Source organism: Gluconobacter cadivus (assembly GCF_015244745.1).
Classification (GTDB): Bacteria; Pseudomonadota; Alphaproteobacteria; order Acetobacterales; family Acetobacteraceae; genus Gluconobacter; species Gluconobacter cadivus.
The window spans coordinates 548,648-562,879 of record NZ_JABCQI010000002.1 but is presented as its reverse complement, the minus strand read 5'-3'; the positions used below and the strand labels follow the sequence as shown (position 1 = coordinate 562,879).

Below are 14,232 nucleotides of genomic sequence, written 5' to 3'. Positions count from 1 at the left end.
CCTTTAATCGACCCAACAAGGAACCTGACAATGGACGTTCAAGCCGCTCACGAATTCGGCATCAGCATCGCCCAGGCCGCCCGTGACCTCGGTGCCGGTATTGCCGTTTTCGCCCTCGCCGGCGTCGGCATGGGTCTCGGCAACATCTTCTCGACGCTGATCAGCTCGGTTGCCCGCAACCCGGCTTCGCGTCCGCATGTCTTCGGCATCGGCATGCTGGGCTTCGCGCTGACGGAAGCCGTCGCGCTGTTCGCCCTGCTGATCGCGTTCCTGATCCTGTTCGCCTGAGGTCGAACATGTACCGTACGCCACGCCTCTTCCTGTTCGCCGCTCCGCTTGCGGCCGTGCCGGGCCGTGCCGTGGCTGCGGGCATGCCACAGCTGAACTTTCACGATCCGCTGCTGATCGGACAGGTCGTCTGGGGAGCCGTCATTTTCGGCGGCTTCTATCTCGGCCTGAGCCGCTTCGCACTGCCGCGTGTCGAACGGGTCCTGACCAACCGTCGGACCCGCATCCAGAGCGATCTGGATGTTGCCCGCAAGGCAAAAGCCGAGGCTGACCGCGCCAGCGCGGAACTCCTCAGCGCCCGTCATGAAGCAGCCGAGCAGGCCCGCGCCCATGTGGAGCGGATCCAGAGCGAAGCCCGCGCCAGCGCGGATGCTCACGCTGCGGAAACGGCCAAGCGTCTCGAAGCCGAGATCGCAAACGCCGAGACCCGAATCACCCAGTCCCGTGAACAGGCCCTGTCCAGCCTGTCCGAGATCGCCACCAGCACCACTCAGGATCTGGTTGCGCGTCTGATCGGCACTCAGGACGAACAGACTGTCGCCAGCGCCGTCAAACGCGTCAACGCCTGAAGGAGACGATGATGTTCCACGATCCCCGGTTCTGGACCGCCCTCGCCTTCGTCCTGTTCTTCGTCATTTTCGGACGCAAGCTCTGGATCGCCATCACCGGCCATCTGGACGCCCGCGCTGAAAGCGTCCGTCACGACCTCGACGAAGCAGCCCGCCTGCGTCGCGAAGCCGAGCAGATGCTGGAAGATGCCACCCGCGAGCGTGAAAAGACCCTGGCCGAAACACAGGCCATGCTTGCACGCTCCGAGGCCGAAGCCGCCGGTCTGGCAGAGCGCGCCCGCAAGGACGCTGAAGCCGCCGCAGCCCGCTACGAGAAGATGGCGCAGGATCGGATTCACGCAGCCGAACGCTCGGCCATCCGTGAAATTCAGGATCGCGCTGCCCAGATCGCAGTCGCCGCAGCCCGCGACGTTGTGTCGACCCGTCTGACGGAAAGCCCCGACATCGCCTCCAGCCTGCTCGATCAGAGCATCAACAGCCTGCCGGAAGCCCTTCGGCGCTCCGCCGCCTGATCCGATGCCCACCTCTACGGTGCAAGGTTCCTTTCATGACGACGGACAGCCCACAAGGCTCTCCGTCGTCATGGCCGTTCTGAACGAGGCGGATAACATCCTCCCCGTCTGTCAGGAACTGGCCGAAACCTTCGGTGCCGACTCTTCAATAGAAATTCTGGCCATTGACGACGGCAGCACAGACGCCACCGTCAAAAAGCTTCTGGAAGCCCGGCAAACGCTGCTGCCCCGCCTGCGCATCATCAGCCATCCGAAGCGCCTCGGAAAATCAGCCGCCCTCCGGACCGGCATTACTGCTGCCAACGGGCAGTGGATCGCCACCATTGACGGCGACGGGCAGGATGACCCTTCCGCCATTCTGACAATGCTGGAGCGTGCAACATCGACGCAAGGTGCACCGCCTCTGGTGGTGGGCGTCCGGCGCAAGCGCAATGACCGTTTGTCCCGCCGGATCGCCACGCGCTTCGCAAACGGGTTGCGCCGTCGCCTCCTGAACGACGGCTGCCCCGATACAGGCGCACCGCTCAAGCTCTTCCCGCGCGACCTCTTTCTAAAAATCCCACAGTTTGAAGGCGTCCACCGCTTCCTACCTGCCCTGCTGGGACATTACGGCGCGCCTCTGATCTGCATCGAAGTCCAGCATCGCGCCAGACTGCATGGCAGCTCGAAATATACCAATTTCAACCGGGCCCTCGTGGGAATCCGTGACCTTCTGGGCGTCATGTGGCTCCAGAACCGCACGCACCTGCCCGATCACCTGACCGAACACTGAAACCGTCACCGGGTCCCGCTGCCGCGGTTCCCTGCCGCACGTCCGGCCTGACAGAACGGCGCGGAGAGTGCCCATGATCCTGAACCTCCGGCATTATGCTTTTCTGGGGCTGCTTGCCTTTCTGCTCGCCCTACCAGGCCGCACGACACTTCCGCCGCTTGATCGGGACGAACCGCGCTACATGGAAGCATCGGAACAGATGCTCCTCTCGCACAACTTCATCGACGTCCGCTTTCAGGACAAGCCACGCTATCTGCAACCGGCCGGAATCTACTGGCTGGAAGCAGCCTCAACAGCAGCAGCAGAAAAAATCTTCGGTCCTTCCGTTCTACGCAAAACCTGGCCGTACCGGATTCCAAGCCTGCTCGCCGCAGCGACGATCATACCGTTAACAGCCTGGATCGGCGCGACCCTCTTCGGAGGTCCCACCGGCCTGATGGCCGCTGGCCTGTTAATGGTCTCTACCCTGTTCGTCGCCGAATGCCATATGGCGACCATCGACACCGTCCTGCTGCTCGACATCCTCTGCATTCAGGCCGCGCTTTTATGCGCCTTTACAGATCGGCAGAAAAATCGCCCAACGCATCTCCGGGTGGCCATTGCCTACTGGCTCGCTCTGGGTGTGGGCCTCATGCTCAAGGGCCCCGTCGTCCTCATTCCGGGATTCGGTACCCCGCTGGCCCTGTGGCTGATGGAGCGCGACCGGTCATGGTGGTCTCGTCTTCGCCCCCGCTGGGGCTGGCTCATCATGCTTGCCGTCGTCGTTCCCTGGTGCGTCGCCATTGAAGTCATCAGCGGCGGAGACTTCTTTGCCCGCGCGGTCGGGCGTAACTTTCTTGGCAAGGTGGCTCATGGTCAGGAAGCCCACGGGCTTCCCCCCGGCTTTCACCTTCTGGTCTTCGGACTGGCCTTCTGGCCCGGATCGCTTTTCGCCGCCCTCGCCATCCCGTCCGTCTGGAAGAACAGAAAACTGCCACAGGTCCGCTTCCTGTTGAGCTGGATTCTTCCCCACTGGCTGGTGTTCGAACTGATCGCGACCAAACTCCCCCACTACGTCCTGCCAACCTATCCGGCGATTGCCATTCTCACCGCAGCCAGTCTGATGCTCTGGCCCATTCCCAAAACCCCGCGATGGGCCAAAGCCCTGCTTGGTGCTTACGGCGTCTTGTGGACGATTATCGGTCTCGCGTTCTGTTTCGCTGGGAGTGTCGCGCTCTATAGCCTTGAACATACAGTCTCTCCCTCAGCCCTTATCGCGCTGGGTGGCGCCCTGCCATTGATGCTCGGCGCCGTCATAATGCTGCTGAAACAGGAGCGCAAACAGGCCGCCTTCTGCGCGATGGGCGCCGCCGTCATCGCTCATGCAGGTCTCTTTCTGGGCGTTATCCCTAACCTGCAGACTATCCGTCTCAGCCCCAGAATCGCTGACCTTTTCGAGAATGTTCGCCCTTGTACGAACAGCACCCTCGTGTCTTCATCTTATTCAGAACCAAGTCTTGTCTTTCTTGCGGGTCCCAACACCCAACTTATCGGGCCAGCAGCCGCCGCAGAGTATCTACACGACCATCCACAATGTAGTCTGGCGTTGATTGATCGCCGCGATGAGGCCGCGTTTAATGACGCCTTAACCAAATATGGCCTCGATAGTGTTGAATATGGTCGCCTCCAAGGCGTCAATTATTCAAACGGGCACCATCTTGATTTAGGGCTTTTTGCGCCTCGATAAACCCGCACATTTTAAAATTCAGACGACACTTGAGAAAATACGGGATCTTAATGGCACGTCTTGCGTATCATGATACTGGAGCTTTTCATGCCTTACACTCCGATATTTGATGAGAAAAAATCATCTGGACTAAGTCTTTGAAGGCGACAGTTTTTATTCTAGGATTGAAATACTATTTCAGAATTAAAATATTAATAACTTGTCAGGGGAAAATTAATGATTATCTGCCAGATTGATGAATTTTCTGTTCATGGCATCCGAGGCTGGGCAACAGATACCGAAAATCCATCACAGCCTGTATTCCTTCACGCGTTGGCAGATGGTCAGGAATTTCTTCAGTTCCATTGTACAGATCTGCGTGACGATGTTCACGCTTCCGGCATTCCATCCAAAAATACCGGCTTCCAGATACCAATGCCTCCCAGCCTTCTGGATGGCGAAAAACATAATATCACCTTCAAAAACCGCCTCAAACAAATTGAACTCTACTCACAAAATCAGAAGCTGGAGCATATCTCATTCTCTGGCAGGCTTCCGGTAGAAACACGTTCCTTTGTCGATGGTCTGAAACAAGGCGCCTTGAGCGGCTGGGTTGTCTGCGGCAACGACATTGAAGGATGGAAGGGAAACCAACAAATTCTCGTGACCTGCAATGGTCAGAAAATTGCCCAAATCGAAGCCAACAGATATCGTGGGGACGTCGGAAAAGCGCTGTCCTGCGATCCCTACTGCGGTTTCCAGTTTTCGCCGCCGGATCTGTATCGCAAACCCTACGAGCAAGAATTCCGTTTCTACGTCCTGCCCGACATGCTGGAAGTGACCAACAGCCCCTGCCTGACCAGTTTTGTTACGGACGCAAACGAATCTCTAATTATAGACGTGATTGATCAGATTGACGCTCTACATGTGGAATTGACCCGTCTGCGTCGCAAGGTCCGGGAAATTCTTCCCCAACCCGGATTTACCATTGCCGATTATCATTCCTGGGCAACGGCCTACTTCCCGGTTCTGCGAAAATATGTCGATCGCACCCGCGATAATGATCTTATCGCCGGCGACCCACTGGTCAGTATTGTCTGCCCGGTCTGGAATCCGGATCTTACGGATTTCACAGCAGCTATCGAAAGTGTCCGTGCCCAGACGTGGCAGAACTGGGAACTCATCCTTGTTGATGACTGTAGCAAAAATGCCGAGCTGCGCGCCGTCATCGAAGATTTTGCCAAGGCTGACCCTCGCATCAAGCCAATATTCCAAGAAAAGAATGGCGGCATCAGCATTGCGACCAATGCGGGCCTCGAAGCTGCTCAGGGTGAATGGGTCGCATTCTTCGATCATGATGATCTTCTTGCAGATGTCGCTGTCGAATACATGCTGCGGGAAGCGACGAGAAGCCGCACCGATCTGATCTATTCAGACGAAGATAAAATTGACGCCAGCGGTTATTACCGGGAACCCGCCTTCAAGACCGACTGGAACTACCGGCTTCTTCTCGGCGTCAACTATGTCTGCCATTTCGTGATGATCCGTCATTCTGCCCTGCAGAAAGTCGGCGGCCTCAACAAGGACTATGACGGCGCACAGGACCACGATTTCCTGCTCCGCGCCTCCGAGCATATTCCCGCTGAGAAAATCCATCACGTCCCCGAAATTCTGTATCACTGGCGCATCACCGCCAATTCGACAGCCTCCGACATTGGCAATAAGCGTTACGCCATTGATGCGGGCATCAAGGCCGTGAACGATCACCTTGAACGTCGTAATCTGCCTGCCAATGTCGATTCCCAAATGGGAATGACACTCTACACAGTGGACTGGCAGTTCAATCAGTCTCCGTCGGTCACGATCATCATCCCTTACAAGGATGAAATTCCCACCACCGAGCGATGCCTGGATGCCATCCAGAAATATACCCGATATCCGAATTACAAGGTCATTCTGATCAACAACTGGTCGATCACGAAAGAGGCAGAGGCTTTTGCAAAAAAAGTCGACGAGATTCCCAATGTCGAGATTCTGACTGTCAAGGAGCCCTTCAACTATTCCCGCATCAACAATCTCGCGGCAAAAGACGAAGCGTCTGATTTTCTTCTATTCCTCAACAACGATGTCTTTGTTGAACAGGAAAACTGGCTCGAAATTCTGGTCAACGAAGCTCTCGCAGATCCGCAGGTCGCAATCGTTGGCGGTAAATTCGTTTATCCCAATCAGACCGTCCAGCACGCCGGAGTCCTTCTCGGGATCGGTGATGTCGCCGGCCATGCCCATGTCGGCATCCCGCGAAACGAAGGCGGTTATGCCGGTCGTGCCTACTTCCCACAGGAAATTTCGGCTGTAACCGCAGCCGGAATGCTGATCCGTCGTCCGGCCTTCGAACTGGTTGGAGGCTTTGATGAAGAACATCTCAAAGTCGCGTTCAACGATATCGATCTGTGCCTGAAAGTTCGCGACGCTGGTTACAAGGTCATCTGGACACCTGACTTCTGTGCAGAGCATCATGAAAGCCTGAGCCGCGGCAGCGACGATCGCCCTTCAACAGAGCGCCGCTTCTTCCACGAAACGCAGTTCATGATTGAAAAATGGGGCAAAACGCTCCGTACGGACCCATTTTACAACCCGCATTTCACCCTCGATCGACAGGTCTTTTATGATCTGACAATCCCGGGCGTGGACGAAACGCGTTATCCCCCTCTCGCGTCTTCCAGAAAGAAAATTCGCCCTCTCTGGGACGCCCCGATATTCACGGTTGAACCGAAAAAGGTGTCTCCTGCCACGGAAAAGCCCGCGACGAGAAAAACTCAGACTAAAACCCGAACCAAAAAGCCTGCCGCTGCCACATCGGCTGAATAACAACGATTTTCCCTGATCAATAAACCCGACAGGCCATATGTTGCGCAAACATCGTGCAGCATATGTCCTGTTTTCGATTGAAAATCGAAGACGCATTTCCGGACGGGTCAGCAACAGGAAAAAGCAATTTTCGCACACTGCTTTATTTAAAGAAGAGAGAAAACCGTGGTGGAGCTGAGGGGAATCGAACCCCTGACCTCCTCATTGCGAACGAGGCGCTCTCCCATCTGAGCTACAGCCCCACGGTCGAACGATAGTTCTCCTCTTCCTTCACGCTGTCAAGCAGACCTGAGCGCAGGATGTTGTTCTGTGCTATTGCTATGGCTACAAGCGTTTTCCGACCGGCCTTTCGGCTGCCCTAACCGACATTCGACGAGGTTTTTGCATGGTTGCCCTGCACACCATTATCCTGATGCTGATCCAGGCTTTCGTATGGATTCTTCTGGCGTATTGCATTTTGTCGATGCTGCTTGGTTTCGGCATCCTCGATATCCGCAACCGCTTTTTCTATTCCATTTTCAACACATTGGCCAAGATCGTCGAGCCTGTCATGGCGCCGATCCGCAGTATCCTGCCCAACACAGGTGGCGTGGATTTTGCGCCCATGGTGGTCCTGCTGCTGATTCAGTTTCTGGTCTATCCCGCCGTAAACCGGATCTTTTTCATGCTCGCAACCCAGAGCAGCTTCTAAGAGCTTTTATCTCAGGGCGCGCCACACCTCTTCCAGCGCCTCAATAAGGCTGTCAGCGGTTTCCTGATGCAGCATCCCGTCCGGACGCTCCATCAGGACTGACCATTTTTCTCCCTGCTGGCGCTCCATTTTGACGGTCCAGTCCTCAGGAAGGCGGGAGAAAACCCGTTCCATGCGGGCCTCAGCCGTTAACGGCTTTGCGTAATTATGTCCCATCGCTGATTGCTTTCGCCGTCCCGATCGAGATTTCCCGAGGGTCAGCCCGTACCACCTACCGTCAGACCCGAAATTTTCAGTGTTGGCTGACCAACGCCCACTGGCACGCCCTGACCAGCTTTACCGCAGGTTCCAATCCCCGAATCAAGCGCAACATCGGACCCGATCATGGAGATCTGGTTCATGGCATCCGCACCATTCCCGATCAGGGTCGCCCCCTTGACCGGACGGATGATTTTCCCGTCTTCCACAAGATAGGCTTCCGAAGCCGCAAATACGAATTTCCCCGACGTGATATCAACCTGCCCACCACCAAAATTCACGGCGTAGAGCCCCCGCTTGATCGAACGGATCATCTCATCCGTCGTGGCACTCCCTTCCAGCATCAGCGTATTGGTCATGCGAGGCATCGGCGCGTGGGCATAAGACTGACGACGCCCGTTTCCGGTCGATTTCGTCCCCATCAGACGGCCATTCAGACGATCCTGAAGATAACCCGTGAGAATGCCATCCTCGATCAACACCGTCCGGGACGTCGGCGTACCTTCGTCATCAACACTGAGCGATCCCCGGCATTCGGGCAGTGTTCCGTCGTCAACCACTGTCACACCCGGAGAGGCCACACGTTTGCCGATCATTCCTGAAAAGGACGACGTCCCTTTGCGGTTGAAATCCCCTTCCAACCCATGGCCTACAGCTTCATGCAGCAAAATGCCCGGCCAGCCCGGGCCAAGCACCACATCCATTTCCCCAGCGGGCGCAGGGGCCGCTTCCAGCGTAATCAGGGCCTGCTTCAGCGCCTTGTCGACCGCATCCCGCCACGTTTCCGGAGCCAGCAGACGGTCCAGTTCGTACCGCCCGCCCAGACCACAGCTTCCGCTCTCACGCTGGCCATTCTTTTCCACAACAACCGATACGTTCATTCGCACCAGAGGCCGCAGATCCGCAACATCGCCCCCGGCATCCGCCCGACGCATGATCTGCACCGCCTGCCATTCGGAACTCAGCACGGCACTGACCTGCACTACACGGGAATCCAGCCCCCGCGCATAGGAATCAATTTCACTCAGAACCGCAGCCCGGGCCGCAAAATCCGTCCCTTCAAGCGGACGGGAGTCTCCGTAAAGCCGCTGGTTTGTGGCCTGCGGCCCCGGCGCCATCACACCACTCCGCCCCTGCCGAACGGCCCCCACCGTACTGACAGCCCGCGCCAGAGCATCGCGGCTGATATCGTCGGCATGGGCAAACGCCGTCTCCGTTCCCAGAACAGCCCGCAAACCAAACCCTGAAGACGTGTTGAAGCTGGCGGAGCGGATCGTCCCGTCATCCAGACTGATGCTCTCGTTTTCCCGGTATTCCAGAAAAAGCTCACCGTCATCCACACCCTCAAGCCCCCGATCAACGAGCGCCTTGGCGTCCTCACGGGTCAGCTTTGAATCAGGCCGCCCGAAAAACAGGGCATCGGTCGTCGCAAGAGCGCCCAGAGTATCAGCAGCAACAGACATGAAAAATCTCCAGACAGAAAACGTGTGACAGAACCGAGCTTTTAAGAAAGGGCTTTTTGCAGCCGTTTCAAGGCTTCAGACAGGATCTCGGGCTTTTTGCAGAATGCGAACCGGATCAGGTTCTGCGGCGGAGCATCCCCCTCAGGGTCATAGAAGGCTGAAACCGGGATCGTCGCGACTCCTGCATGCTCAACCAGCCAGCGTGCGAAGTCCACATCGCTCCGCCCATCCGCATGACGCGAGATATCTGCCACGATGAAATAGCTCCCATCGGCGGGCAACGTCTCAAAGCCCAGACGATGCAGACCGTCCCGCAACAGATCCCGCTGCGTTTCCATCTGAGCCGACAGAGCCTGATAATAGCTCTCGTCCTTGTTCAATCCATAAGCCACGGCCCGCTGAAGGTTCGGCGCGGTCGCGAACACCAGAACCTGATGCGCCTTGGCCACCACCGATGCCAAGGAGGCCGGTGCGGTCACATAGCCGACTTTCCATCCCGTCAGGGAAAAACTCTTGCCCGCACTTCCGATCCGCATGCACCGCTCACGCATTCCCGGCAGCGTCATCAGAGGCATGTGTTTCACGTGAAACGTCAGGTGCTCATAAACCTCGTCGCAGATCGCATACGCATCATGCTCCCGCACCAGATCCGCAATCAGTTCAAGCTCCTCGCGGACAAAAACCTTCCCTGACGGATTCATCGGCGAGTTAAGCATGATCGCCTTTGTCTTCGGCCCAAACGCCGCCCGAAGTTCCGCTTCCGGCAGCGACCAGTGCGGCGGCTGGAGCCGCACACAACGCGGAACGGCTCCCAGAAGCCTGAGTGCTGGCAGATAGGTGTCATAAAGCGGCTCGATCACCACCACCTCATCCCCCGGCTCCACCACCGCCATGAGGCAAGCCGCCAGCGCTTCGGTCGCCCCGGATGTCACAACCACTTCCGTCGCCGGATCAACCTCCAGCCCATAGAAACGCCGGTTGGAAGACGCCACAGCGTCGCGCAGCTCAGGCAGTCCCGTCAGCGGCGCATACTGGTTACGCCCGTCCTGGAGCGCCTCCGCAGCCACCTGAATAATATCCTGCGGCCCCTCCGTATCCGGGAACCCCTGCCCCAGATTGATCGCTCCGTGCTTCACGGCAAGCTGGGACATGATCGTGAAAATGGTCGTCGGAAGACCCGCAAGATACTGATTCGGAGTTTTCATTGATGAGGTCCAGAGCACACGAAAAACACAAAGCGCCTCACCATTGCAGGCCAACGCCGGACTGAAAAGCCTTTCAATCCCGCATCCGTGTTTTCCGACGCATATCGCGCAGCAGGATCTGCCCCAGCCCTCGCATCAGAAGCATCGCCAACACGATCAGAACAATGCCGACACCACAGGAAACAACGGCCGCTTCCCATGAAAGGGGGATGGCATTTTTCGGTGCATCACCTGTCGTAACCGTAATCGTAAACAGGCCGTCATTCCTGACGAACACGTCCTGCGGAACAAAAAACCGCAACACAGGCATCGCCGTGAGCAGAAGCCCCGTCAGACCGAACACAATGACAACAAGGCCACCCGTGAAAGCCAGAAGGCTTCCAGCAGCCAGTCGCAGCAGAACCCAAAGCAGAGCAAACGGATTGGACTGCTGCACCCCGACCGACAGCTCATGCCGGATCGTAAAGCGTGCAGCGAGCCTGTCCGGCTTTCCCAGCTTTTCCAAAAGCGCCTGTACGGCCCCATCGCCCAACCGCGCCTGCGCTGCAACCTGCGCCCGCACTTCTGAAACAATCAGATCGCGCTCGCTCTCGGGCAGGCTCAGCAGCCCACCACGAAATTCATGCAGATAACGTTCAACCGGCAGAGACAGCAGATCACTGTCTTTCCAGCCATCCAGAGATTCGGCAGCACGGGTCATGAGGATATTTCCCAAAAAGAGTCTTGCTGCCCTCTTTGCATGCAAGTTTCGGACCAGACGTGGAAAGCTTTGATCCGCTTCCGCAAGATTCTACCTCAAATCCGCAGAATGGCGTAATTTCCCATACTCGACAGACGGGCATTTGTCGCTTAATCGTTTTGCAGCCGTTTACACGATGCAAGGCGACAGATCGATGGCCAAGAAAGCCCCCACTTCCTCTACCGTGAAACCGAAGGCCGCTCCGGCGCGCCGTCCCGCAAAGGCCGCAGCGCCCAAAACTGCTCCGGCAGCGTCCGGCAAGCCGCCCGCTCCGAACCCGCTGGCCGTAGCCCGCGTCTTCGAGATGATCCAGGAGCACGCGGCGGAATTCGTCGATCTGCGCTTCACGGACCCCAAGGGCAAGTGGCACCACACAACCCAGACGGTCTCGACCATCGAAGACGACACCTTCGTCGAAGGTTTCATGTTCGACGGCTCGTCCATCCAGGGCTGGAAAGCCATCAACGAGTCCGACATGGTCCTGCTGCCGGACCCGGAAACGGCCGTCATGGACCCGTTCTCGGCCAAGCCGCAGCTGATCCTGTTCTGCGACATCATTGATCCGAAGACGGGCAATTTCTACAACCGGGATCCGCGCTCGACCGCCAAGCTCGCAGAAGCCTACCTTAAGTCGGCTGGCTTCGGTGACACGGCATTCTTCGGCCCGGAAGCCGAGTTCTTCATCTTCGACAACGTGCAGTTCGGCACAGGCCCGAATTTCGGCACGTATCAGCTCGACAGCATCGAAGGCCCCGGCGCATCCCTGAAGGCATATCCGGAAGGCAACATGGGTCACCGCCCTGTCGTCAAGGGTGGCTACTTCCCGGTCCCGCCCGTGGACAGCGAGCATGACCTGCGCGCCGAAATGCTCTCGACGATGGGCGAAATGGGCCTGCCGATCGAAAAGCATCACCACGAAGTCGCACAGTCGCAGCACGAACTCGGCACGAAGTTCGACACGCTCGTGAAGTCCGCAGACTTCATGCAGATCTACAAGTACTGCGTGCACAACGTCGCTCATTCCTACGGCAAGACGGCCACGTTCATGCCGAAGCCGATCTCGGGCGATAACGGCTCGGGCATGCATGTTCACCAATCCATCTGGAAGGACGGCAAGCCGACCTTCGCCGGTGACAAGTATGCAGACCTGTCCGAAGACGCGCTGTTCTACATCGGTGGCATCATCAAGCACGCGAAGGCCCTGAACGCCTTTACGAACCCGTCCACCAACTCCTACAAGCGCCTGATCCCGGGCTTCGAAGCGCCCGTGCTTCTGGCCTACTCCGCCGCGAACCGTTCGGCTTCGTGTCGTATCCCGCACGCAACCAACCCGAAGGCCAAGCGCGTCGAAGTCCGCTTCCCGGACCCGATGGCAAACCCGTATCTCGCCTTTGCCGCAATGCTGATGGCCGGCCTCGACGGCATCCGTAACAAGATCCACCCGGGCGACGCCATGGACAAGGATCTGTACGAACTGCCGAAGGAAGAACTGGCCCAGATCCCGACGGTCTGCGGTTCGCTCCGTGAAGCGCTCGAAGCCCTTCAGGAAGACCACGCATTCCTTCTCGAAGGCGGCGTCTTCACCAAGGACCAGATCGAAAGCTACATCGACATCAAGTGGCCGGAAGTCTACAAGTTCGAACACACGCCGCATCCGGTAGAGTTCGAGATGTACTACTCGGTCTGATCCGGGTCACAACATCGCTTTAACGGAAAGCCCGGCCTTCACGCCGGGCTTTTCTGTATTCCCCCTCCAAGACAGCCCGATGATTCCTCCCGCCCTTGAAACCTTTTCCTCGTCCGCCCTGCCTGTCCTCGACATCGCAGGCACAATCGTCTTCGCGATTTCGGGTGCCATTGAGGCCGCCCGCGCGCGCCTGACCATCGTAACATTCATGTTCTTTGCTGCCATCACGGGCGTTGGCGGCGGAACGGTGCGGGACCTGCTGATCGGCGCACCCGTCTTCTGGATGCACGCTTCCGTCCCCATTGCCGCCTGCCTGCTTTCAGCAATCGCCGTCTGGTTCACCCCCGCACGCTTCTGGCCAGCCCTCGCGGTGGAATGGTTCGACGGACTTGGAATCGCAGCCTATGGCGTCTTTGGCTCAGCCAAGGCGCTGGCCTACGGCATTCCGTTGATCCCGGCGGCTCTCATGGGAATTGTCAGCGCCTGCATGGGCGGTATTTTCCGGGATATCCTGGCAGGCGTGCCGTCCATCATCATCCGACCGGAACTTTACGTCACAGCCGTCGCGCTGGCGTCAGGAAGCTATGTCTCCCTGACGGCGCTGGGCCTCAATACAAGCTTTGCGGCCGCAATTTCCGTCGTGGCTGGCTTCAGCCTGCGCGCCGTAGCCCTCATCAAAGGACTCGGCCTGCCGCATTACAAACGATAGGCGGCAGGTGCGTTCAAACGCCTCTCAGGCGATAACGTCGAAACCAACATCTTCGACAACATGCTGCAACGCCACCGGCGTCACTTTCTGCTCATCGTACTGAATGGCAGCCTGCCCCGGATCGAGCGTTACTTCTGCCGACGACACACCCGGAACATTGGACAGGGCAGACTGCAACTTGCCCGAACATCCGTTGCACGACATCCCGTCAACCTTGAACGTCACCATCGAAACCATCAGAGACTCTCCTGTCTTTAAAGGCTGCTCCGCAAAGCAGTCGATCCCCGAAATGGGGCATATTCCCACAGAAATGAAAACCGCTTTTTCAGACCGCGTCCGCAGCCTCATCCAGTGGCCGGACTTTCATGATGTCGAGCTGCGCATCCAGTTTTCCAAGTGCCTCACCCAGAGCCTTGAAATGCGGTGACGCCAGATGCGCCTCGAACCCGGTTTCCGAAGTCCAGACTTCGGAAACCACAAGCCGGCCAGTCTTTTCGATATCCTTGCTGACCACATACTGACGGCAGGCTTCTTCCTTGCGCGAAGACACGATACAGGCCGCAAAAGCATGTTCTGCCGCCGCCGCGTGGTCCGCTGCGACCGTCACAACAGCCGTGATGTGAACCGTCTGACTCATGGGGAAATTCCTCATCAACAATGGCAACTGCCCGGCCGCGACCTTTCCGCAGACGGGCAGTGTTTCACGTGAAACCATACCGCACAGTTTTGTGAGAAAGAACCCATGCCGGGTATCACAACAAAAGAG

Annotated in this window: 16 protein-coding genes and 1 tRNA gene; 9 read left to right on the top strand and 8 right to left on the bottom strand. The window is 57.6% G+C overall.

Annotated elements, in window-relative coordinates:
- Nucleotides 1-60: 60 nt before the first annotated feature.
- The 5 genes from HKD28_RS05450 to HKD28_RS05430 all read left to right on the top strand — a co-directional run bounded on the left by HKD28_RS05450 (nucleotide 61) and on the right by HKD28_RS05430 (nucleotide 3,867).
- Nucleotides 61-288 carry an ATP synthase subunit C family protein gene (locus tag HKD28_RS05450; protein WP_024717170.1) on the top strand — a complete coding sequence of 76 codons (228 nt, stop codon included), beginning with the start codon at nucleotides 61-63 and terminating at the stop codon, nucleotides 286-288.
- 8 nt (nucleotides 289-296) lie between these two features.
- Nucleotides 297-857, top strand: a complete 561-nt coding sequence (locus tag HKD28_RS05445) for a F0F1 ATP synthase subunit B family protein (RefSeq protein ID WP_194267409.1) — start codon at nucleotides 297-299, stop codon at nucleotides 855-857.
- A gap of 11 nt (nucleotides 858-868) precedes the next feature.
- Entirely contained in the window at nucleotides 869-1,369 is a 501-nt protein-coding gene (locus HKD28_RS05440; protein WP_194263005.1) for a F0F1 ATP synthase subunit B family protein, read from the top strand.
- A 4-nt stretch (nucleotides 1,370-1,373) separates the two neighbouring features.
- Nucleotides 1,374-2,141: a glycosyltransferase family 2 protein gene (locus HKD28_RS05435; protein WP_194262962.1), complete on the top strand. Its 768-nt coding sequence runs from the start codon at nucleotides 1,374-1,376 to the stop codon at nucleotides 2,139-2,141.
- A gap of 73 nt (nucleotides 2,142-2,214) precedes the next feature.
- The gene (locus HKD28_RS05430) at nucleotides 2,215-3,867 is read left to right on the top strand and encodes an ArnT family glycosyltransferase (RefSeq protein WP_194267408.1); all 1,653 of its coding nucleotides are present in this window, start codon (nucleotides 2,215-2,217) and stop codon (nucleotides 3,865-3,867) included.
- Nucleotides 3,868-4,155: 288 nt separating this feature from the next.
- Here the strand turns inward: HKD28_RS05430 and HKD28_RS15685 are convergent, their stop codons facing one another.
- Entirely contained in the window at nucleotides 4,156-4,314 is a 159-nt protein-coding gene (locus tag HKD28_RS15685; protein WP_228125578.1) for a hypothetical protein, read from the bottom strand.
- 132 nt (nucleotides 4,315-4,446) lie between these two features.
- Here HKD28_RS15685 and HKD28_RS05425 point away from each other — a divergent pair, with 132 nt between their 5' ends.
- Nucleotides 4,447-6,714: a glycosyltransferase family 2 protein gene (locus HKD28_RS05425; protein WP_235993310.1), complete on the top strand. Its 2,268-nt coding sequence runs from the start codon at nucleotides 4,447-4,449 to the stop codon at nucleotides 6,712-6,714.
- A gap of 166 nt (nucleotides 6,715-6,880) precedes the next feature.
- Here HKD28_RS05425 and HKD28_RS05420 read toward each other — a convergent pair.
- Nucleotides 6,881-6,956, bottom strand: a tRNA-Ala gene (locus HKD28_RS05420).
- Nucleotides 6,957-7,099: 143 nt separating this feature from the next.
- Here HKD28_RS05420 and HKD28_RS05415 point away from each other — a divergent pair.
- Nucleotides 7,100-7,405 carry a YggT family protein gene (locus HKD28_RS05415; RefSeq protein WP_194262964.1) on the top strand — a complete coding sequence of 102 codons (306 nt, stop codon included), beginning with the start codon at nucleotides 7,100-7,102 and terminating at the stop codon, nucleotides 7,403-7,405.
- Nucleotides 7,406-7,411: 6 nt separating this feature from the next.
- Here the strand turns inward: HKD28_RS05415 and HKD28_RS05410 are convergent, their stop codons facing one another.
- From HKD28_RS05410 to HKD28_RS05395, 4 genes are all read right to left on the bottom strand, one after another.
- On the bottom strand, nucleotides 7,412-7,621 hold the full coding sequence (locus HKD28_RS05410) for a hypothetical protein (protein WP_194267407.1): 210 nt from the start codon (nucleotides 7,619-7,621) through the stop codon (nucleotides 7,412-7,414).
- A gap of 41 nt (nucleotides 7,622-7,662) precedes the next feature.
- Nucleotides 7,663-9,126, bottom strand: a complete 1,464-nt coding sequence (gene tldD, locus HKD28_RS05405) for a metalloprotease TldD (RefSeq protein WP_194267406.1) — start codon at nucleotides 9,124-9,126, stop codon at nucleotides 7,663-7,665.
- 41 nt (nucleotides 9,127-9,167) lie between these two features.
- A complete protein-coding gene (locus tag HKD28_RS05400) occupies nucleotides 9,168-10,331 on the bottom strand; it encodes an aminotransferase (RefSeq protein WP_194267405.1) in 1,164 nt (387 codons plus the stop codon).
- Nucleotides 10,332-10,404: 73 nt separating this feature from the next.
- Nucleotides 10,405-11,031 carry an HAAS signaling domain-containing protein gene (locus HKD28_RS05395; RefSeq protein ID WP_194267404.1) on the bottom strand — a complete coding sequence of 209 codons (627 nt, stop codon included), beginning with the start codon at nucleotides 11,029-11,031 and terminating at the stop codon, nucleotides 10,405-10,407.
- A gap of 343 nt (nucleotides 11,032-11,374) precedes the next feature.
- Between HKD28_RS05395 and glnA the strand changes: the two genes are divergently transcribed.
- Both glnA and HKD28_RS05385 read left to right on the top strand, forming a co-directional pair.
- Entirely contained in the window at nucleotides 11,375-12,757 is a 1,383-nt protein-coding gene (gene glnA / locus HKD28_RS05390; protein WP_194267487.1) for a type I glutamate--ammonia ligase, read from the top strand.
- A gap of 79 nt (nucleotides 12,758-12,836) precedes the next feature.
- The gene (locus HKD28_RS05385; RefSeq protein WP_194267403.1) at nucleotides 12,837-13,466 is read left to right on the top strand and encodes a trimeric intracellular cation channel family protein; all 630 of its coding nucleotides are present in this window, start codon (nucleotides 12,837-12,839) and stop codon (nucleotides 13,464-13,466) included.
- 24 nt (nucleotides 13,467-13,490) lie between these two features.
- Here HKD28_RS05385 and HKD28_RS05380 read toward each other — a convergent pair whose 3' ends face one another.
- Together HKD28_RS05380 and HKD28_RS05375 are read right to left on the bottom strand one after the other, a co-directional pair.
- On the bottom strand, nucleotides 13,491-13,703 hold the full coding sequence (locus HKD28_RS05380; RefSeq protein ID WP_077803642.1) for a heavy-metal-associated domain-containing protein: 213 nt from the start codon (nucleotides 13,701-13,703) through the stop codon (nucleotides 13,491-13,493).
- A gap of 88 nt (nucleotides 13,704-13,791) precedes the next feature.
- The gene (locus tag HKD28_RS05375; RefSeq protein WP_194267402.1) at nucleotides 13,792-14,103 is read right to left on the bottom strand and encodes a putative quinol monooxygenase; all 312 of its coding nucleotides are present in this window, start codon (nucleotides 14,101-14,103) and stop codon (nucleotides 13,792-13,794) included.
- Nucleotides 14,104-14,232 lie beyond the last annotated feature (129 nt).

Excerpts from the sequence above, each read along its gene's own strand:
- glnA (WP_194267487.1), top strand. The coding sequence starts at position 11,375 with ATGATCCAGGAGCACGCGGCGGAATTCGTCGATCTGCGCTTCACGGAC.
- HKD28_RS05435 (WP_194262962.1), top strand. The coding sequence starts at position 1,374 with ATGCCCACCTCTACGGTGCAAGGTTCCTTTCATGACGACGGACAGCCC.
- tldD (WP_194267406.1), bottom strand. The coding sequence starts at position 9,126 with ATGTCTGTTGCTGCTGATACTCTGGGCGCTCTTGCGACGACCGATGCC.
- HKD28_RS05430 (WP_194267408.1), top strand. The coding sequence starts at position 2,215 with ATGATCCTGAACCTCCGGCATTATGCTTTTCTGGGGCTGCTTGCCTTT.
- HKD28_RS05395 (WP_194267404.1), bottom strand. The coding sequence starts at position 11,031 with ATGACCCGTGCTGCCGAATCTCTGGATGGCTGGAAAGACAGTGATCTG.
- HKD28_RS05445 (WP_194267409.1), top strand. The coding sequence starts at position 297 with ATGTACCGTACGCCACGCCTCTTCCTGTTCGCCGCTCCGCTTGCGGCC.
- HKD28_RS05415 (WP_194262964.1), top strand. The coding sequence starts at position 7,100 with ATGGTTGCCCTGCACACCATTATCCTGATGCTGATCCAGGCTTTCGTA.
- HKD28_RS05375 (WP_194267402.1), bottom strand. The coding sequence starts at position 14,103 with ATGAGTCAGACGGTTCACATCACGGCTGTTGTGACGGTCGCAGCGGAC.
- HKD28_RS05410 (WP_194267407.1), bottom strand. The coding sequence starts at position 7,621 with ATGGGACATAATTACGCAAAGCCGTTAACGGCTGAGGCCCGCATGGAA.
- HKD28_RS15685 (WP_228125578.1), bottom strand. The coding sequence starts at position 4,314 with ATGTTTTTCGCCATCCAGAAGGCTGGGAGGCATTGGTATCTGGAAGCC.
- HKD28_RS05380 (WP_077803642.1), bottom strand. The coding sequence starts at position 13,703 with ATGGTTTCGATGGTGACGTTCAAGGTTGACGGGATGTCGTGCAACGGA.
- HKD28_RS05400 (WP_194267405.1), bottom strand. The coding sequence starts at position 10,331 with ATGAAAACTCCGAATCAGTATCTTGCGGGTCTTCCGACGACCATTTTC.
- HKD28_RS05385 (WP_194267403.1), top strand. The coding sequence starts at position 12,837 with ATGATTCCTCCCGCCCTTGAAACCTTTTCCTCGTCCGCCCTGCCTGTC.
- HKD28_RS05440 (WP_194263005.1), top strand. The coding sequence starts at position 869 with ATGTTCCACGATCCCCGGTTCTGGACCGCCCTCGCCTTCGTCCTGTTC.